Origin of the sequence: Aliidiomarina minuta (assembly GCF_003987145.1) — a bacterium.
In the GTDB taxonomy this organism is placed as follows: Bacteria; Pseudomonadota; Gammaproteobacteria; order Enterobacterales; family Alteromonadaceae; genus Aliidiomarina; species Aliidiomarina minuta.
The window spans coordinates 108,996-128,081 of the sequence record NZ_PIPL01000001.1; the positions used below are offsets into that span (position 1 = coordinate 108,996).

Consider the following 19,086-nt stretch of genomic DNA (forward strand, 5'->3'; position numbering starts at 1 on the left):
TGAGCCAGTCAATTGAAGAGGTCTTTGCTGCTCTTATGGGAAAAAAGAAACGTACAGCCAGCAGTCAGCGCTGGCTAAAAGAGCATTTTGATGACGAATACGTTAAAAAAGCGCAAAAGCAAGGCTTGCGCTCACGTGCCGTTTTCAAATTAGAGGACGTTCAGCAGCGCGATAAGATCCTAAAACCAGGGCAGACCGTAGTTGATCTGGGGGCTGCTCCAGGTGGGTGGTCTCAGTTTGTGGTAAACATTCAGCAGGGCAAGGGTCAGGTGATAGCCTGTGACATATTACCCATGGACCCTATTGCTGGTGTCGACTTTCTGGAAGGCGACTTCAGGGAAGAAGCGGTGCTTAATGCGCTGCTTAATCGCATCGGCGGCGCCAAGGTGGATGTTGTACTGTCGGATATGGCGCCGAACATGAGTGGTAATAAGACAGTGGATCAGTCACGCTCTATGTATCTGGTTGAGCTGGCGCTTGATATGTGTAAGCAGGTGTTAAAACCTAATGGCAGTTTTGTGGTCAAAGTTTTCCAGGGTGCAGAATTTGATCCTTTCCTGGCTGATGTCCGAGCGTCCTTTAAAACAGTGAAAGTGAGAAAACCCGACTCATCAAGAGCACGATCGCGCGAGGTCTTCCTGGTGGCGAGCGGCTATAAATTATAGTAGTCTATGCTGATGGCATCCCGCGTGGCGGGGCTATCAACTAGCATTAAGGTAAAGAGGTAATTGCGTTGAGCGATATGGCGAAAAATCTAATCCTCTGGTTAGTTATTGCAGTTGTGTTAATGAGTGTCTTTCAGGGCTTTAGCCCAACCGGCACCACAGCACCTGCGTACGACTACACCAAGTTTGTACGTGAACTGAATCAGGGGCAAATCCGTGAGGTTACTATTGACGGACGGGTGATTACCGGTACCGATACCAGTAATCAACAATTCAAAACCATCATGCCAATGCAGGATCAGGCATTGCTGGATGAAATGATTGAGCGCAATGTAACCGTGCATGGCACCGAGCCAGAAAGCCCAAGCATGCTGGCGTCTATTTTCATTTCCTGGTTCCCGATGTTGCTGCTTATCGCCGTATGGATATTCTTCATGCGTCAGATGCAAGGCGGTGGCGGTGGTGGCCGTGGCGCTATGTCCTTTGGTAAGAGCAAAGCACGCCTGATGGCAGAAGACCAGGTGAAAACTACCCTGGCTGATGTGGCCGGTTGTGATGAAGCCAAAGAAGAAGTCGGCGAGCTGGTTGATTACCTTAGCGATCCCAATAAGTTCCAACGTCTGGGCGGTCGTATTCCGACCGGCGTATTGATGGTCGGTCCTCCGGGAACGGGTAAAACTTTATTAGCCAAAGCTGTGGCTGGTGAAGCGAAAGTACCTTTCTTTACCATTTCAGGTTCTGATTTCGTAGAAATGTTTGTCGGTGTGGGCGCATCCCGAGTGCGTGACATGTTTGAACAAGCCAAGAAGGCAGCGCCTTGTATTATTTTCATCGATGAAATAGATGCGGTGGGTCGTCAGCGTGGTGCTGGTTTAGGTGGTGGTCATGATGAGCGTGAGCAGACACTGAACCAGATGCTGGTTGAGATGGATGGTTTTGAAGGTAATGAAGGTATTATTGTCATTGCTGCGACTAACCGTCCTGACGTATTGGATCCGGCGTTGCTGCGCCCAGGCCGTTTTGACCGTCAGGTTACCGTAGGGTTACCGGATGTCCGTGGTCGTGAGCATATTCTTAAAGTACATATGCGCAAAGTGCCTATTGGCGATGATGTGGATCCTGCAGTGATAGCCCGTGGTACGCCTGGTTTCTCAGGTGCCGATCTGGCCAACCTGGTCAACGAAGCTGCTTTATTTGCGGCTCGTGGGGACCGTCGGACTGTGTCTATGGGCGAGTTTGAGAAAGCCAAAGACAAGATTCTGATGGGCTCTGAACGTAAGTCGATGGTCATGACGGAATCTGAGAAAGAGATGACGGCATACCATGAAGCGGGCCACGCTATTGTAGGTCGCCTGGTTCCTGAACATGACCCTGTATATAAGGTGTCTATTATTCCGCGTGGTCGTGCTCTGGGCGTTACTATGTATTTGCCTGAGCGGGATCGTGTCAGTCACAGTAAACAACATCTGGACTGCATGCTGTCGAGTCTGTTCGGTGGCCGTATCGCAGAGCAGATTATTTATGGCGATGAAAAAGTCACCACAGGTGCTTCAAATGACATTGAACGCGCTACTGATATTGCCCGTAAAATGGTTACTCAGTGGGGTCTTTCGAGTAAAATGGGGCCGTTGCTCTATGCCGAAGATGAAGGCGAGGTTTTCCTGGGCCGTTCGGTAGCTCAGAATAAACAAATGTCGGACGAAACTATGCGCGCTATTGATGCTGAAATTCGTCAAGTCATCGATAAGAATTATTCGCGGGCGAAGAAAATTCTGGAAGACAATGTCGATATCCTGCATGCCATGAAAGATGCGTTAATGAAATATGAAACTATTGATGTAACGCAGATTGATGATCTGATGGAACGGCGTGAAGTGCGCGCCCCCAAAGACTGGCAGGAAGCAGATAACGATAACCCGCCTTCAGGACCATCTGCCAGCGCTGGCGATGATGATAAAGAGCGGGGTAAGTCAAAACACCCTGATGGTTCGCTGGATTTAGATAACCCGGACGGGTCTCCAGCTAAGTAATTGAAAAAGCCCCGAACAGGGGCTTTTTTATGGAGTTTCTATGCATGGTAGTACTGCGATGACTGAGGTTATGGGCATACTTAATGTTACCCCGGACTCATTTTCTGACGGTGGTAACTTTAATACCCTGGATAAAGCATTGTTTCAGGCTGAGCGTATGCTCAGTGAAGGGGCCACCTGGCTGGATGTGGGTGGTGAGTCGACCCGCCCGGGAGCAAGCGCGGTATCACTGGAGGAAGAGCTGGAGCGGGTTATACCTGTTATTAAAAGCATTACAGAGCGTTTTGCGGTGTCGGTTTCCGTGGATACCAGTAAGCCTCAGGTTATGACAGCCGCCGTGGCCGCAGGTGCCAGCATGATCAATGATGTGAATGCTCTACGTTCGGAAGGAGCGTTAGCAGCAGCTGCAGCTACTCAGGCTCAGGTATGCCTGATGCATATGCAGGGGGAGCCTCGCAGTATGCAACGTAACCCGAGTTATACTGATGTGCTTGGTGAAGTGAAAGATTTTTTGCAACAACGAGTTACAGCCTGTGAACAAGCTGGTATTCAGCGTTCACAGATATTACTGGACCCTGGATTTGGTTTTGGCAAAAGTGTGCAGCATAATTACCAATTGTTGCAGCGTTTACCGGAGTTACAGGAATTGGGGCTGCCTTTATTAGTTGGGCTGTCCCGTAAATCAATGTTGGGCAAGGTAACCGGGGCTGAAGTGAGCCAGCGGCTGGCAGCGAGCGTGGCAGCCGCTACTATTGCGGCGATGAAAGGTGCCCGAATTGTGCGGGTACATGATGTTAGAGCGACTGTAGAGGCTATGCAAGTCGTGTGCGCAACCCTACAAGAGGAGTATTAATTACAATGGGGAAGTATTTTGGGACTGATGGTATTCGTGGGCGTGTGGGTAGTGACCTGGTTTCTCCTGAATTTGTGCTGAAACTGGGCTGGGCTGCGGGTAAAGTACTGGCAGCGGAAGGCAATACTAAAGTTTTAATTGGTAAAGACACCCGTATTTCTGGCTACATGCTGGAGTCGGCTCTGGAAGCAGGATTGTCGGCCGCCGGAGTGGATGTCGAGTTATTAGGTCCTATGCCAACACCAGCTATCGCTTATCTGACTCGTACATTCCGGGCTTCAGCGGGCATTGTTATTAGTGCTTCGCATAACCCTTATTATGATAATGGCATTAAGTTTTTCTCCGATACCGGACATAAACTGAGCGATGAGTCAGAGGCGCAGATTGAGGCTATGCTGGAACAGCCTATGGATTGCGTCGACTCAGAAGCTTTAGGGCGTGCTTCGCGCATTCAGGACGCGCCGGGTCGTTATATCGAATTCTGTAAAAGCGTTTGCCCAGGTGATATATCCCTGGCAGGTATTAAGCTGGTTGTGGACTGTGCTCATGGTGCCACTTACCACGTTGCCCCTAGTGTCTTCAGAGAGCTTGGAGCAACTGTCTATGAAGTCGGTACTCAACCAGACGGTCTGAATATTAATCATGAGTGCGGTGCTACTCATCTGGATCTGCTGGCTCAGACAGTACAGCAAAAAGGGGCCGATTTAGGATTGGCGCTGGATGGCGATGGTGACCGTATTATAATGGTTGACGGTCAGGGCCGGGTTATTGATGGTGACGAAATTGTTTATGCCTTAGCCAGAGAAGCTTTGTTAAGCGGCAATCTGGAAGGTGGCGTAGTAGGTACCCTGATGAGCAATATGGGGCTTGAACTAGCGCTGGCGGATTTAGGTATTCCTTTTGTGCGGGCTAAAGTGGGTGATCGCCATGTCATGGAAGCTTTACGTACAAATGGCTGGAATATTGGTGGTGAAGGTTCCGGCCATGTAATCAATTTGCGTTACCATAGCACTGGCGACGGTATTATTGCTGGTGTGCAAATACTGGCCGCGATGGTTAGGAAAGAACAGGGCATCCGTGAGTTATTGCAAGGCATGAAAAAGCTACCTCAGGTTCTGATTAACGTAAAACTGAGCGGCGATGAAGATCCTATGTTGTCGCAGGCGGTGCAATCAGCGGTTACTGAGGTTGAAGAAGCACTCGCTGGGCAGGGACGGGTATTATTACGCAAATCAGGTACTGAACCTTTGATTCGGGTGATGGTAGAAGGTCAGAATGAGAAAGTAGTAAAGGCTTATGCACAACAGATAGCAGCGGAAGTGAGTGCGGCCAGCTGAGCGCTTTTTTAAGTCTGGATACTTGTAAGTTGGGCTCAGGTTAGGTACTATCACGGCCGCTTGAAACGAGGGATACGACAACGATGCGACAGTCTTTAGTGATTGCAAATTGGAAGCTTAATGGTGATTTGGAACTGGTAAATTTCATGGTTTCAGCCCTGGCTTCAGAATCCTATACAGCTGATGTAGTGATTTGTCCCCCAGCTCCTTATCTGTCGGCGTTGCAGCAACGCACTCAGAATACAGAACTGGCTGTCGGCGGACAGAATTGCAGCTCGTTTCAGCAAGGTGCTTACACCGGCGAAATTTCAGCTTCGATGCTGAAGGAAGTGGGTTGTGAATATGTGCTGGTTGGGCACTCTGAGCGTCGCTCGCTATTTGCAGAAGACGACCAGGTGGTGGCCAGTAAACTGGTAGCAGCACAAGAAGCTGGTTTGACCGCTGTGCTTTGTGTTGGTGAAAGCCTGACTCAGCGTGAAGCGGGTCAAACAATGAGTGTAGTTAAGCAACAGTTGTTAAGTGCTTTACAGAATGCAGATTTGAATCGTTTGGTAGTGGCTTATGAGCCGGTTTGGGCGATTGGAACAGGAATGACCGCAAGTCCTGAGCAGGCTCAGGAAGTACATCAGGAAATTCGTGCTCTGCTGGCAACTATTGACGCTCAGCAAGCGCAAAAAATAAGCCTGTTGTATGGCGGTAGTGTAAAGGCGGATAACGCTGAAATAATTTTTGCACAAGAAGATATCGATGGTGGTTTGATTGGCGGAGCCAGTCTGGTTGCCGAGCAATTTCGTGCTATTTGCAGTGCGGTGAAAGGATAAATAACAGCATGTATGAGATTTTCTTAGTTCTATATTTATTGTGTGCTATTGCGTTGATCGCTATGATTCTTATGCAGCGCGGTAAAGGCGCCGACATGGGTGCCTCTTTTGGTGGTGGCGGTTCGAATACTGTATTCGGGGCAGCAGGTTCAGGTAACTTTCTGACTCGCACTACTACTATTCTGGCGGTAGCTTTCTTTTTACTTAGCTTATTGCTGGGTAACTTAGCGGCTGGCGGCGGCGATACTCGAGAAGACTGGGGCGATTTAAGCGTTCCGGTAGTTCCTGAAGAAAGTCAGAACGAATTACCACCGGGCAATTAAGACCAGGTACTAGTTACAAAGCCGAAGTGGTGGAATTGGTAGACACGCTACCTTGAGGGGGTAGTGCTCTAACGGGCGTACGAGTTCAAGTCTCGTCTTCGGCACCAAATAACCTAATACTCGCTGTAGTATTGAAGTTATAAGCCATTTTAGTATAATGGCACTTAATCGGACGCGGGGTGGAGCAGTCTGGTAGCTCGTCGGGCTCATAACCCGAAGGTCGTAGGTTCGAATCCTGCCCCCGCAACCAATTACAGGGTTCCAGTTTGGTTGAAAAGCCCCGACATGCAAGCGGGGCTTTTTGCTATCTGCCCTGTGATGAAGTTTTATATCGTCACCAAAAACTGGGCTATAAGCCCTTTTTTTATTTCTGGAGGACGCCTTGGCGACCATAGCTGAACGTTTAACTGACATGCTGGAGCCGGCTGTATCGGCACTGGATTACGAGTTAGTTGGAGTAGAATTTATTCGTGCAGGAAAGCACTCAACATTGCGTGTTTATATTGATCATTCTGAAGGTATTTCAGTTGATGATTGCGCAAATGTTAGCCGTCAGGTAAGCGCAGTTCTGGACGTTGAAGATCCAATAAATACAGAGTATAACCTGGAAGTTTCATCGCCAGGTCTGGACCGTCCGTTGTTTACGGCGGCTCATTACGAACAGTTTCAGGGCCAGTTGGCTCAGGTGGCTTTGAATATGCCTGTGGAAGGAAAACGCAAATTTACCGGCGTGATTCGTACCGTAAGCGATAACAAGGTCACTTTTGGTATCGGCGAAGATACGCTAGAAGTAGACGTAGCCGTTATTAAGAAAGCAAATTTAGTTCCGAATTTCGATTAAGGATTTCGTTGGCGAGGCACGAACATGAATAAAGAAATTTTAATGGTCGCAGAAGCGGTGTCGAATGAGAAAGCGGTACCTCGTGACAAGATATTTGAAGCACTGGAAACCGCGCTGGCGACGGCAACCAAGAAAAAATACAAAGGCGATATAGAAGTTCGCGTGGTTATCGATCGTCAGACAGGGGATTTTGATACCTTCCGTCGCTGGAAGGTGGTTGCAGATGACGCGGAAGCGGAAAACCCATACGCTGAGATGAGTATATCAGCAGCACAATATGATGAACCAGAGCTGCAGTTAGGCGACTACGTTGAAGAACAGATTGAGTCGATTAAATTTGATCGGATCACGACGCAAACGGCTAAGCAGGTTATCGTGCAGAAAGTGCGCGAAGCTGAACGTGCTCAGGTTGTCGAAGAGTACGAAGAGCAGGTTGGCGAACTGATCAGTGGTATTGTTAAGAAAACCACTCGCGATAATGTGATTCTGGATTTAGGAAATAACGCGGAAGCGGTTATTTTCCGTGAAGATATGTTGCCACGTGAAACGGTTCGCCCGGGTGATCGTGTACGCGGTTTATTGCATGCGGTACGTCCGGAAGCACGCGGTGCTCAATTATTCGTAAGTCGTACGCATCCTGATTTTCTGATTGAGCTGTTCCGTATTGAAGTGCCGGAAATTGGCGAAGAAATGATTGAAATCAAAGGCGCAGCCCGGGACCCTGGTTTACGCGCTAAAATTGCAGTGAAAAGCAATGACCGTCGCATTGACCCTGTAGGTGCTTGTGTTGGTATGCGTGGCGCCCGGGTGCAGGCCGTTTCTGGTGAGTTAGGCGGTGAACGGGTTGATATCGTATTGTGGGACGAAAATCCTGCACAATACGTTATTAATGCGATGTCACCAGCCGAAGTTGCGTCTATTGTGATGGATGAAGAAACGAAAAGCATGGAAATAGCGGTTGAAGCGGACAACCTGGCTCAGGCCATTGGCCGTAACGGTCAGAATATTCGCCTTGCAAGCCAGCTCACCGGCTGGGAATTGAACGTGATGACGGTTGAAGATTTCAATCTGCGTAACGAAGAAGAAGCGAATCGTCTGACTAACCTGTTTACTACAGGTCTGGATATCGATGAAGACTTTGCTGCTGTACTTATTGATGAAGGTTTCTCATCGCTTGAAGAAGTGGCTTATGTTCCGGCAGCCGAGCTGCTGGCTATTGAAGGTCTGGATGAGGATACGGTTGAAGCCCTACGTACCCGTGCTAAAGATTATCTGACTACGAAAGCGCTGGCGTCTGAAGAGTCGCTGGAAGGTGCTGAGCCAGAGCAGGCATTGCTTGAACTGGATGGTATGGATAAGCATTTAGCATATGAGTTGGCAGCAAAAGGTGTAGTGACGCTTGAACATTTAGCGGAACAAGGCATCGATGACCTGTCTGAAATAGAGTCATTAGACGCTGAGAAAGCAGGCGAGCTTATCATGAAAGCTCGTAACATCTGTTGGTTCAGCGATGAAGCATAAAGTCAGTGAGGTGATTACTACATGGCAGAAGTTAAAATAGAAAAGCTTGCCAGCGACATTGGGACCTCCGTTGAACGGTTGTTACAACAGTTTAAAGATGCCGGCATGAGCAAAGGTGCCGAAGACAGCGTGAGCGAAGATGAGAAGCAGAAGCTGTTGACTCATTTGAACAAACAACATGGTGGAGAAGGCCCGTCTGAACCTACTCGTATGACACTTAAGCGTAAAAGTAAAAGCACGCTGAGCGTTCCTGGTGGTGGCGGTAAGTCGAAATCAGTACAGGTCGAAGTACGCAAAAAACGCACCTACGTGAAACGTCCTTCAGCAGAAGAGTTGCAGAAGGAAGAAGAGGCGCGTTTAGCGGCGGAACGTGAAGCGGAAGCTAAAGCTCAGGCAGCAGCCGAAGCTGAGGCAAAAGCCAAAGCAGAAGCAGAACGTAAAGCAGCGGAAGAAAAAGCGCGTCAGGAAGAGAAACGTAAAGAAGAGAAGTTACGTCAGGAAAAAGCGAAAGCGGAAGCTGAAAAAGCGGCTCGTGAAAAAATGACGCCAGAAGAAATCGCTAAAGCAGATGCCGCTAAAGCGGAAGAAGAACGCCTGCGTAAGATTCAGGAAGCCGAAGCTCAGAAAAAAGCTGAAGAAGAAGCTAAGCAACAGGCTGAAGAAGCGCGTCGTCTGGCTGAAGAAAACGAATCCCGTTGGAAAGAAGAAGAAGCCAAACGTAAGCTGGCGGAAAAAGAAGAGGTTCACTTTACCACTTCTGAAACTGCAAAGCAGGCTGAGGACCAACAGGACACTGACGAAGAACGCCGTTCACGTCGGAATAAGAAAAAACGTAGTCGTAAAGACAATAAAGATGACGAAACTCCACGCCGTGAACGTCGCCGTAAAGGTGGCAAAATGCGTGCGCCAAGTACCTTACAGCATGGTTTTAATAAACCTGCTGCTCCGGTAGAGCGTGAAGTTCGTATTACTGAAACCATTACCGTAGCTGAACTGGCCAATCGCATGGCGATCAAAGCCAGTGAGCTAATCAAAACCATGATGAAAATGGGCGAGATGGTTACTATTAACCAGGTTCTGGATCAGGAAACAGCTGGACTGGTCGTTGAAGAGCTGGGTCATAAACCTTTACTGGTCAATGACAATGCACTTGAACAGTCGGTGCTCGATGACCGCTCTGACGAGGGTGAACTTAAACCTCGTGCGCCTGTAGTTACTGTTATGGGTCACGTTGACCATGGTAAAACGTCATTACTGGATCATATTCGTAAAGCGAAAGTAGCGGATAGCGAAGCCGGCGGCATTACCCAGCATATAGGTGCTTACCACGTAGAGACTGGTCATGGCATGATCACTTTCCTGGATACGCCAGGTCACGCTGCCTTTACTTCGATGCGGGCACGTGGTGCTGGCGCAACGGATGTGGTTATTCTGGTGGTTGCAGCGGATGATGGCGTTATGCCGCAGACCATTGAAGGTATTCAGCATGCTAAGGCAGCTGGCGTACCTATAGTGGTTGCTGTTAACAAGATGGATAAACCAGAAGCGGACCCGGATCGGGTTAAATCCGAGCTCTCACAGCACAATGTGTTGTCAGAGGAATGGGGCGGCGATACTCAGTTTATTCACGTATCTGCTAAATCCGGTGAGAATATTGATCAGCTACTGGAAGCTATTTTGCTGCAAGCTGAATTGCTTGACCTTAAAGCCGATGAGACGGGTATGGCACAGGGTGTTGTTATTGAGTCGCGTCTGGATAAAGGCCGCGGACCGGTAGCTTCTATTCTGGTGCAAAGCGGAACGCTGAACCGTGGCGACATCGTGTTATGTGGTCTGGAATATGGTCGGGTACGAGCGATGCGCGATGAGTTGGGCCGCGAGATTGAATCTGCGGGTCCTTCGATACCAGTGGAAATTCTGGGTCTGTCTGGTGTTCCTGCTGCAGGTGACGAAGTCACAGTAGTGCGCGATGAGCGTAAAGCGCGTGAAGTGTCTAACTACCGTCAAGGTAAATACCGTGATGTGAAACTTGCACGTCAACAGAAAGCTAAGCTGGAAAACATGTTTAACAACATGCAGGAAGGCGAAGTATCTGAACTTAACATCGTGCTTAAAGCTGATGTACAGGGTTCGTTGGAAGCTATTACTGAGTCACTGGGCAAATTGTCTACTGATGAAGTGAAAGTGAATATTATTGGCAATGGTGTAGGTGGTATTACGGAAACGGATATTACTTTAGCCGGCGCTTCGAACGCTATTGTAATTGGTTTTAACGTACGTGCCGACGCTACCGCTAAGCGTGCCGTGGAACGTGAGCAGGTTGATCTTCGTTATTACAGCATCATTTATGAAGTAATAGACGAAATCACTCAGGCCATGACAGGCATGCTGGCACCGGAATTCAAGCAACAGATCATTGGTCTGGCTGAAGTCCGGGATGTCTTCAAATCACCAAAACTGGGCGCGATTGCCGGTTGTATGGTAACTGAAGGTGTCATTAAGCGTTCTGCACCAATCCGTGTTCTGCGTGATAACATTGTTATCTATGAAGGCGAACTGGAATCCTTACGTCGCTTTAAAGATGACGTACAGGAAGTTCGTAACGGCATGGAATGTGGTATCGGCGTTAAGAACTACAATGATGTTAAGGTCGGCGATCAGATAGAGGTCTTCGAGACCATCCAGGTCGAGCGAACTTTATAATACTGGCTTAACAACAGTCTGTATCAGCATGGGGGCCAGGTGCCCCCATGTTTGTATTCAGGCAACAGGAGCTTGAAATGGGTAAAGAATTCAGCCGTACGGACCGTTTTTCGCAGCAACTGCAGCGCGAAGTTGCGCAAATTTTACAGCGTGAAATTAAAGATCCACGAGTGGTCATGCCGACCATTTCTGATGTTGAGGTTTCACGTGACTTAGCGTATGCCAAAGTTTTTGTCACCTTCCTGAATGATGATCAGGATGAGGTGAAAGAAGCCTTACAAGTATTGAATGACGCCGCGGGCTTTATTCGTACTTTATTAGGTAAGCGTTTAAAAGCACGCATTACTCCGAATCTGCGTTTTGAACATGACAGTTCACTGAACGAAGGTATCCGGATGTCAAAACTGGTCAATGAAGCCATTGCTTCAGATGAAGCCCGTAAAAATAAATCAGAGAAATAATAGTGGCAAAGCGTAGTAAAAAAGGCCGTCCGGTAAACGGGGTGATACTGGTCAATAAACACCAGGGTGAATCTTCGAACCGTATCCTGCAGCAGGTGAAGCGCATTTTTAATGCACAGAAAGCGGGTCATACCGGGGCTTTAGATCCTCTGGCGACGGGCATGTTACCTATCTGCCTTGGGGAAGCGACTAAGTTTTCCCAATTCCTGCTGGACGCGGATAAAACCTACCGGGTACGTGCTCAGTTAGGGGTTCGTACCGATACCAGTGACGCCGATGGCGAAGTGGTGGCCGAAGCTGCAGTGGACGTTAATGAACAGCAGTTAGCTGCGGCACTAGATACCTTCCGCGGCGATATTCTGCAGGTGCCTTCGATGTTTTCAGCATTGAAGCATCAGGGGAAGCCTTTGTATGAATACGCGCGAAAAGGCATTGAAATAGAGCGTGAAGCACGGCCTATCAGCATTTATCGTTTAGAGCTATTGCAACGTGAAGGCGATGTGCTGGAGATGGAAGTACACTGCAGCAAAGGTACTTACATTCGCTCTCTGGTCGATGATCTGGGTCAGTTACTGGGTTGTGGGGCGCATGTGCAGGCCTTGCATCGTACTCAGGTAGCCGATTATCCGGCGGATGCCATGCTTAGTGTGGATCAGTTAAATGCCTATGTAGCCGATGCTACAGAAAGCGCTGACTTTGATTACGCGGAGCTGGATGCTTTGTTACTACCAGTGTATAGCCCGGTTGCTAACCTGCCGCTGAAGACAGTCAACAGTCGCCAGGCGCATAGTTTTTTACATGGCCAGCCGCTGAATGCCGAGTCGGCCCCTGCCGGAACCCTGATTCGGGTGGAAAATACCGAGCAGGTATTTCTTGGCGTGGCAGAGTACAGAGCCGATGGCCTGGCCTGGCCGAAAAGACTGGTTGTATTTGACCTTGAAGTAGGGGCGAAAAGACCGTATACTTCGCCGTGATTTTAACCCCTGGCTGAATTAGTGATCGGTCGGGCTTATTTTTGGAGTACTTATGTCACTAAATGCAGAGAAGAAAGCAGAAATAGTAAAAGAATTTGGTCAAGGCGAGAGAGACACCGGTTCTCCTGAAGTTCAGGTCGCTTTGTTAACCGCGCAAATCGCTCATTTGCAGGGCCATTTCCAGGAACATATCCACGATCACCATTCACGTCGTGGTTTGTTGCGTATGGTAAGCCAGCGTCGTAAGTTGCTTGATTACCTTAAGCGTAAGAGCACAGACCGTTATGCAGACCTGATTAAGCGTTTAGGTATACGTCGCTAAACAGATTTGTTGAAAAAAGGAGCCTTAATTGGCTCCTTTTTTGTTTTAACGCTCTTATTTTGAGCGCGACTTCGCTATACTGTGCGCGAAGAAATAGTGAAAAGAGAGGCTTTGGATAAAAAGCCAACATGTAAGTAAGGTAAAGGAAAAAGATAAAGTGAATCCTATAACTAAGCAATTCCAGTATGGCCAGCACACTGTAACTATAGAAACCGGAGCTATGGCTCGTCAGGCTTCAGGTGCTGTACTAGCCAGTATCGGTGACACTACGGTTTTAGTAACGGTAGTGGGTAAAAAAGAAATGAAAGAAGGCATGGACTTCTTTCCTCTGACAGTAAATTATCAGGAGCGTACCTACGCAGCGGGTAAAATCCCAGGCGGTTTCTTTAAGCGTGAAGGCCGTCCGACTGAAAATGAAACTTTAACCTCACGTCTGATTGACCGTCCTATTCGTCCATTATTCCCGAACGGCTTTAAAAATGAAGTTCAGGTCATTGCTACGGTAGTATCTCTGGACCCTGAAGTAGCACCAGATATTGTTGCGCTGTTAGGTACTTCAGCAGCGCTTGCGGTTTCAGGCCTGCCTTTTGCGGGTCCAATTGGCGCAGCACGTGTTGGTGTAATTAACAACGAATACGTATTGAACCCAACGACTACTGAACTGCTGACTTCAGATTTGGATTTGGTAGTAGCAGGTACTCAGGCAGCGGTACTGATGGTTGAATCAGAAGCTAACCTGTTAAGTGAAGAAGCTATGCTGGGTGCCGTTATGTACGGTCACGAGCAGATGCAAACTGCGATTTCAGCTATCAACGAGTTTGCTGCAGAAGTGAACACCCCTAAGTGGGAGTGGACAGCACCTGTTCAGAACGAAGAATTGAAAGCCGCTGTTAAAGAGCTGGCTGAAAGTAAAATTGGCGAAGCTTACCTTCAGACTGATAAAACAGAACGTCGTGACGCTTTGAGTCTTGTGCGTACGGACATGATGGAAGCGCTGCGGGCTAAGTTTGAAGATTTAAATGAGAAAGAAGCTTCGGATATTTTCCATGCTTTGGAAAGTCAGGTAGTGCGCGGTCGTGTTATCGCTGGTGAGCCACGTATTGATGGTCGTGAACCTGATATGGTGCGTGGTCTTGATATGGCGACGGGTGTATTACCTCGTACGCACGGTTCTGCAGTGTTCACCCGTGGTGAAACTCAGGCGCTGGTAGTGGCTACGCTAGGTACTGAACGTGATGCTCAGAACATTGATGAAATCATGGGCGCTCGTACTGAACGCTTTATGCTGCATTACAACTTCCCTCCTTACTGTGTAGGTGAAACGGGCTTTGTTGGTTCACCTAAGCGTCGCGAAATTGGCCATGGCCGTTTAGCGAAACGTGGTGTACTGGCAGTTATGCCAGATGCAGAAGAATTCCCGTACACAGTGCGTGTAGTGTCTGAAATTACTGAATCAAACGGTTCAAGTTCTATGGCTTCGGTATGTGGTACTTCACTGGCATTGATGGACGCTGGTGTGCCGATCAAGTCTTCAGTGGCTGGTATTGCCATGGGTCTGGTTAAAGAAGGCGACGACTTTGTTGTGCTTTCAGACATCTTAGGTGATGAAGATCACTTAGGTGATATGGACTTTAAAGTGGCCGGTAGCAAAGATGGCGTTACCGCACTGCAAATGGATATCAAGATCGAAGGTATTACTAAAGATATTATGGAAAAAGCGCTGGCCCAGGCCCGTGCCGCTCGTCTGCATATTCTGAATGTGATGGATGAAGCGATCAGTGGTCACCGTGAAGAAGTATCGAGCTTTGCTCCACGCTTCCATATCATGCGTATTAACCCTGAAAAAATCCGTGATGTAATTGGTAAAGGCGGCGCGGTTATTCGTGAGCTTACCGAATCTACTAACACCAACATCGAAATTACTGATGACGGTGTGATCAAGATTGCAGCTACCGACGAAGCCGATGCTCGTGCCGCTGTAGAGCGCATTGAAGCAATCACTGCTGATGTTGAAGTAGGTCGTATCTATCAGGGTAAAGTAGCCCGTATCGTTGATTTCGGTGCTTTCGTTACTATCCTGCCAGGCAAAGATGGTCTGGTGCATATCTCGCAAATCGCTGAAGAGCGGGTTGAAGATGTGAATGCTCATATGAGCGTTGGCGACACCGTAGCTGTTAAAGTGCTGGAAATCGACCGTCAGGGTCGTGTGCGTCTGAGCATGAAAGAAGCTCAGGAAAAAGCTGCAGAATAAATTCTGTCGCTGATTAAAAAGGCTCCTGCGGGAGCCTTTTTTGTATCCGAGTAAAAGCACTTCAAGCCTGATCATTGTTGTGGTCTAATGGAAAGGCAATTACTTTTGGAGTCAGACTTTGAAGTTACGAATATTATTAAGTTCGATGTTGAGTTTGCTGCTGGTAGCCTGTAGCACTAGCCCTCAGACACCAGAGCAGGAACAACGGGCAACTACTGATCCGGCCACCGTAAGTATTACCCGTCCGGTTCGCGAACCTGGCGTTAGCGGTAACCAGTTTATTCTGGTAGAACCTGTGATGCCAAGCAGCCAGCGACAGGTAGAAATCGCCCAGATTTCTCAGCTTATGCTGGAACATGAGCTGAGTGACGAGCAAATGGCTATTCTGCTTTATCGTCGTGGTGCTTTATATGACGCTTTAGGTATGTCGACGCTGGCTCGTATTGATTTTAATCAGGTGCTTGAATATCGTCCGGGTATGTCAGATGCTTATAATTACATAGGTATTCATGCGACACAGGCGGGGGATTTTGAGACTGCCTTTGAAGCCTTTGACAGTGCTCTGGAACTGGATCCTGAACACCCTTATGTTTATCTGAATCGGGGCATTACTGCGTATTATTCCGGCCAGTACGATTTGGCCCAGGCTGATTTTGCAGATTATCATTATCAGGATGAGCAGGATGCTTATCGGGTTATCTGGTTGTTTTTTGCTGAATATGAGCTAGAACAGGAACGTGCTTACCAATTACTGTCTCAGCGTAAGCAACATGTACCGGAAAACTGGGAACACAATATTATCCGCTTATTCACTGGTGAAATAGATGCTCAACAGTTAATCGCCAGCACTCTTGAGAACGTTGAAGATCAGAGGGCGTTGACCGAGCGTCTGGCTGAAGCATACTTCTATCTTGCTAAATATGAGATGTTCCAGGGTTATGATGATGATGCGGCTAATTATTTGAAGTTAGCTCTGGCTACCAATATTTATGATTTTATTGAACACAGATATGCACCGTTGGAACTGGAACGATTGCGTAATGGTGATCGTATAGCTCCTCGATGAAGAAAATAATTCGCCCTTTGGCGTTGGCCTTGCTGACGCCTGTTATTTTTATTCTCCATTCTAGCCAGACGACTTCGAGTGATTACTGGAAGTCATTGTTTGAAAACTCTCCCCGCTCTTATGCTTATACAGCCAGCTATTATGGTGTCGGTAGTGCCAGTCATTATCTGGGCGAAAGGTATTGGCGCCGGGACAGCCGTGCTCAGGCGTTATCTTATTATCAGCGTGCGGTAGCGCAGGGCGATGCCGGAGCAGCCTATGCGCTTTCTCAACATATTCCTGCGCAAAACGAGCAATGGTTGAGAGCGGCTGCAGAGCTTGGCAATCACGAAGCCTCCATTGTGGTCGCTTCAGTTTTGGCTGAAGAATCACCGGAAAAAGCTTATGCGCTGATCAAAGAGTTACACCCAGAGCCACGTCAACAGGACATGCAGGCTCGCTTGCTGTTGCATCATCCCGAACTATCCATTGAGTATAGCTGGCGCGATGTGGCCCCCCGTACTGCAGAATGGAGTCGGCTGCGCAAAGGGGCTGATCTTTTGCGTCATAGCGATGAGTTAAGTTGCTCTGTACCGGTAGTTATTTATGCGACGGTTCCTGAAGCTAATGAAGTTGCTTTTGAGTGGGTAGCCAGACTAGAACAACATGAACTGGCGGTGATGGACTTTTGTTTCACTTTAGGCTCAGCAGGTAAGATTGAATGTGATCCTACTAACGGGCGAGCTGATTGTTCATTGGCGGGCGAATATCAAAGTGAGAAGTACCAATGGTTTATTACCCGGTCGGGCATCGCAAATGCTCGCAGTAATCAGCTGTTTATGCCAGTCGATGCTTCATTTTCGGTTCTGGTGCATGAGATGGGGCACTGGTTCGGATTGGCGGATGAATACCCGATGAGTCCAGATTTAGCAGAACTTTTTTGCAGTGGCCGATATCGTTTTAATGCGAAAAATATAGTAGTTACCGAAAGAGAGCGTATTTCTGCTAACGAGTTCGCACGCTTAGAAGAGGAACTACCCTGGCGTGAACATCTGCAACAATCCATAGGTCAGGCTGAGGGTGAGTATTACAGGCTGGGGTCTACTGATGGGTCTAAAATTGGACTCTTCCGCGCTGAGACCTGCGACAAAACAGAATACCAGGCCTGGAAACCCTTGCAGAAAAGAACCTTTATGCAACATCATGAGTTGGATTATATTCCCGGGCTTTATATTGAGCTAATGCAGCAGAGTCAAAATAAAGCACCTTAAATAATAAAAAACCAGCCGGGAAGGCTGGTTTTGAGTGAGCAGTTTGTTTGCAGTTAGCTGACGTTAATGCCAGCGGCTTGCAGGTCGGCATGATAGGACGAACGCACAAGAGGGCCTGAGGCTGCATGGGTAAAGCCCATTTTGTCAGCTTCCCGTTTTAACATGGCAAACTCATCCGGATGCACATAACGGGCAACAGGAATATGATGACGACTTGGCTGCAGATACTGGCCAATAGTCAACATATCGACATTATGACGACGCAGATCCCGCATTACTTCCAGAATCTCTTCGTTAGTTTCGCCTAAACCCACCATCAGGCCTGACTTAGTCATTACATCCGGACGGCGTTCTTTATACAGTTTCAGGAGATCCAGAGACCACTGGTAGTTAGCGCCCGGACGAGCCGCTTTATACATGCGTGGTACGGTTTCTAAGTTGTGATTAAATACATCAGGTGCTTCCCCTTCCATGATATCCAGGGCCTTTTGCATACGGCCACGGAAGTCTGGTACCAGCACTTCTACTTTTATGTCTGGAGTAAAGGCGCGGATTTCACGAATACAGTCGACAAAGTGCTGAGCACCACCGTCACGCAGGTCATCACGGTCAACCGACGTGATAACTACATAACTAACTCCCATATCGGCAATAGTCTCACCCAGTTTGCGGGCCTCGGCAGGATCCGGTGGTAGCGGCCGGCCATGGGCAACATCGCAGAACGGGCAGCGACGGGTACAAATGTCGCCTAGTATCATAAAAGTAGCGGTGCCGTGGTTAAAACATTCAGGCAGATTCGGACAGGAAGCTTCTTCACACACCGAATGCAGACCATGCTTGCGCATAGCTTTCTTAATATGGTCAATTTTTTCTGAGGATGCAGGCAACTTAACCTTAAGCCAATCAGGCTTTCGTAGCATCTGATCGCGCTCGGTAGGTACGATTTGCACCGGTATAAGTGCCATTTTGTCAGCGTCACGCATTTTGACGCCTGGTTCCATTCTAACTGGCTTGGACATAGTCTTCGATAAGCCCCGTAGTTGTCTGCACCTGCTCATAGTTGAGGTGCTTAGTGAATGCCTGGGTAACCGCTGTTGCGGCTTCCTCAATGGTCTGTGGGCCTGCGTGAGCAGATGTCTGCGTCATTTGCATACCCGCGTAACCACAAGGGTTAATTCGGGCAAAAGGCTGCATATCCATATTAACGTTTAAGGCCAGCCCATGAAAAGAACAGCCGCGACGAATACGCAAACCCAGCGAACAGACTTTTTCTTCGCCGATATAAACACCTGGAGCGTCGGCACGAGGGGCGGCCGTTATACCGTAATCCGCAAGTGCGCTAACTACAGTTTCTTCTATTGCAGTTACCAGCTGGCGAACGCCCATTTTTCGACGCCGTATATCAATCAAAAAGTAAACGACTAGTTGCCCAGGGCCATGATAGGTCACCTGACCGCCACGATCGACCTGCACTACAGGTATATCGCCCGGGGCCAGAATATGCTCAGCTTTACCAGCCTGGCCCTGCGTGAATACTGGATAATGCTCTACGATCCATATTTCATCATTGCTATCGTCATGACGCTGGTCGGTATAGCTTTGCATAGCTTGCCATACCGGTTCGTATTGCATGCTATTTAATTGGCGAATAGTCAGTCGATTCATAAG

The 19,086-nt window shown here is 48.3% G+C and carries 17 protein-coding genes and 2 tRNA genes; 17 read left to right on the forward strand and 2 right to left on the reverse strand.

All coding sequences use genetic code 11. From position 1 onward, the window contains the following. Positions 1-35 precede the first annotated feature (35 nt). From rlmE to CWE09_RS00590, 17 genes are all read left to right on the forward strand, one after another. Positions 36-665 carry a 23S rRNA (uridine(2552)-2'-O)-methyltransferase RlmE gene (rlmE, locus tag CWE09_RS00510; RefSeq protein WP_126801956.1) on the forward strand — a complete coding sequence of 210 codons (630 nt, stop codon included), beginning with the start codon at positions 36-38 and terminating at the stop codon, positions 663-665. Positions 666-733: 68 nt separating this feature from the next. Further along, a complete protein-coding gene (ftsH, locus tag CWE09_RS00515; protein ID WP_126801957.1) occupies positions 734-2,695 on the forward strand; it encodes an ATP-dependent zinc metalloprotease FtsH in 1,962 nt (653 codons plus the stop codon). Between the two features lie 40 nt (positions 2,696-2,735). After that, entirely contained in the window at positions 2,736-3,548 is an 813-nt protein-coding gene (gene folP / locus CWE09_RS00520; protein WP_126801958.1) for a dihydropteroate synthase, read from the forward strand. Beyond that, positions 3,548-4,885, forward strand: a complete 1,338-nt coding sequence (gene glmM / locus CWE09_RS00525) for a phosphoglucosamine mutase (protein WP_126803875.1) — start codon at positions 3,548-3,550, stop codon at positions 4,883-4,885. The genes folP and glmM overlap by 1 nt, the downstream gene beginning before the upstream one ends. An 83-nt stretch (positions 4,886-4,968) precedes the next feature. Further along, a complete protein-coding gene (gene tpiA / locus CWE09_RS00530; RefSeq protein WP_126801959.1) occupies positions 4,969-5,706 on the forward strand; it encodes a triose-phosphate isomerase in 738 nt (245 codons plus the stop codon). An 8-nt stretch (positions 5,707-5,714) separates the two neighbouring features. Then, positions 5,715-6,029, forward strand: coding sequence for a preprotein translocase subunit SecG (gene secG, locus CWE09_RS00535; protein WP_126801960.1), 315 nt, complete (start codon positions 5,715-5,717; stop codon positions 6,027-6,029). 20 nt (positions 6,030-6,049) lie between these two features. After that, positions 6,050-6,136, forward strand: a tRNA-Leu gene (locus CWE09_RS00540). Between the two features lie 66 nt (positions 6,137-6,202). Continuing rightward, positions 6,203-6,279: transfer RNA gene (locus CWE09_RS00545), tRNA-Met, on the forward strand. 132 nt (positions 6,280-6,411) lie between these two features. Next, positions 6,412-6,870 carry a ribosome maturation factor RimP gene (gene rimP / locus CWE09_RS00550; protein WP_126801961.1) on the forward strand — a complete coding sequence of 153 codons (459 nt, stop codon included), beginning with the start codon at positions 6,412-6,414 and terminating at the stop codon, positions 6,868-6,870. A 24-nt stretch (positions 6,871-6,894) separates the two neighbouring features. Continuing rightward, positions 6,895-8,391, forward strand: coding sequence for a transcription termination factor NusA (nusA, locus tag CWE09_RS00555; RefSeq protein WP_126801962.1), 1,497 nt, complete (start codon positions 6,895-6,897; stop codon positions 8,389-8,391). 21 nt (positions 8,392-8,412) lie between these two features. Then, positions 8,413-11,094, forward strand: a complete 2,682-nt coding sequence (gene infB / locus CWE09_RS00560) for a translation initiation factor IF-2 (RefSeq protein ID WP_126801963.1) — start codon at positions 8,413-8,415, stop codon at positions 11,092-11,094. 77 nt (positions 11,095-11,171) lie between these two features. Beyond that, a complete protein-coding gene (rbfA, locus tag CWE09_RS00565) occupies positions 11,172-11,555 on the forward strand; it encodes a 30S ribosome-binding factor RbfA (RefSeq protein ID WP_126803876.1) in 384 nt (127 codons plus the stop codon). Positions 11,556-11,557: 2 nt separating this feature from the next. Continuing rightward, complete coding sequence (gene truB, locus CWE09_RS00570) at positions 11,558-12,529, forward strand: tRNA pseudouridine(55) synthase TruB (RefSeq protein ID WP_126801964.1); 972 nt, start codon at positions 11,558-11,560, stop codon at positions 12,527-12,529. Positions 12,530-12,581: 52 nt separating this feature from the next. Then, the gene (gene rpsO / locus CWE09_RS00575; protein WP_126801965.1) at positions 12,582-12,851 is read left to right on the forward strand and encodes a 30S ribosomal protein S15; all 270 of its coding nucleotides are present in this window, start codon (positions 12,582-12,584) and stop codon (positions 12,849-12,851) included. A gap of 157 nt (positions 12,852-13,008) precedes the next feature. After that, on the forward strand, positions 13,009-15,102 hold the full coding sequence (pnp, locus tag CWE09_RS00580) for a polyribonucleotide nucleotidyltransferase (RefSeq protein ID WP_126801966.1): 2,094 nt from the start codon (positions 13,009-13,011) through the stop codon (positions 15,100-15,102). A 118-nt stretch (positions 15,103-15,220) separates the two neighbouring features. Then, the gene (gene nlpI, locus CWE09_RS00585) at positions 15,221-16,168 is read left to right on the forward strand and encodes a lipoprotein NlpI (protein ID WP_126801967.1); all 948 of its coding nucleotides are present in this window, start codon (positions 15,221-15,223) and stop codon (positions 16,166-16,168) included. Next, positions 16,165-17,418, forward strand: a complete 1,254-nt coding sequence (locus tag CWE09_RS00590; protein ID WP_126801968.1) for a M64 family metallopeptidase — start codon at positions 16,165-16,167, stop codon at positions 17,416-17,418. The genes nlpI and CWE09_RS00590 overlap by 4 nt, the downstream gene beginning before the upstream one ends. 53 nt (positions 17,419-17,471) lie before the next feature. Here CWE09_RS00590 and lipA read toward each other — a convergent pair whose 3' ends face one another. Both lipA and lipB read right to left on the reverse strand, forming a co-directional pair. Continuing rightward, positions 17,472-18,437, reverse strand: a complete 966-nt coding sequence (gene lipA / locus CWE09_RS00595) for a lipoyl synthase (protein WP_126801969.1) — start codon at positions 18,435-18,437, stop codon at positions 17,472-17,474. Next, on the reverse strand, positions 18,421-19,083 hold the full coding sequence (lipB, locus tag CWE09_RS00600) for a lipoyl(octanoyl) transferase LipB (RefSeq protein WP_126801970.1): 663 nt from the start codon (positions 19,081-19,083) through the stop codon (positions 18,421-18,423). The genes lipA and lipB overlap by 17 nt, the downstream gene beginning before the upstream one ends. Positions 19,084-19,086: the final 3 nt, after the last annotated feature.

Bases quoted from the DNA above. Each gene is read 5' to 3' on its own strand.
- rlmE (WP_126801956.1), top strand. From the start codon at position 36: ATGGGAAAAAAGAAACGTACAGCCAGCAGTCAGCGCTGGCTAAAAGAG.
- folP (WP_126801958.1), top strand. From the start codon at position 2,736: ATGCATGGTAGTACTGCGATGACTGAGGTTATGGGCATACTTAATGTT.
- tpiA (WP_126801959.1), top strand. From the start codon at position 4,969: ATGCGACAGTCTTTAGTGATTGCAAATTGGAAGCTTAATGGTGATTTG.
- secG (WP_126801960.1), top strand. From the start codon at position 5,715: ATGTATGAGATTTTCTTAGTTCTATATTTATTGTGTGCTATTGCGTTG.
- nusA (WP_126801962.1), top strand. From the start codon at position 6,895: ATGAATAAAGAAATTTTAATGGTCGCAGAAGCGGTGTCGAATGAGAAA.
- infB (WP_126801963.1), top strand. From the start codon at position 8,413: ATGGCAGAAGTTAAAATAGAAAAGCTTGCCAGCGACATTGGGACCTCC.
- rbfA (WP_126803876.1), top strand. From the start codon at position 11,172: ATGGGTAAAGAATTCAGCCGTACGGACCGTTTTTCGCAGCAACTGCAG.
- rpsO (WP_126801965.1), top strand. From the start codon at position 12,582: ATGTCACTAAATGCAGAGAAGAAAGCAGAAATAGTAAAAGAATTTGGT.
- CWE09_RS00590 (WP_126801968.1), top strand. From the start codon at position 16,165: ATGAAGAAAATAATTCGCCCTTTGGCGTTGGCCTTGCTGACGCCTGTT.
- lipA (WP_126801969.1), bottom strand. From the start codon at position 18,437: ATGTCCAAGCCAGTTAGAATGGAACCAGGCGTCAAAATGCGTGACGCT.
- lipB (WP_126801970.1), bottom strand. From the start codon at position 19,083: ATGAATCGACTGACTATTCGCCAATTAAATAGCATGCAATACGAACCG.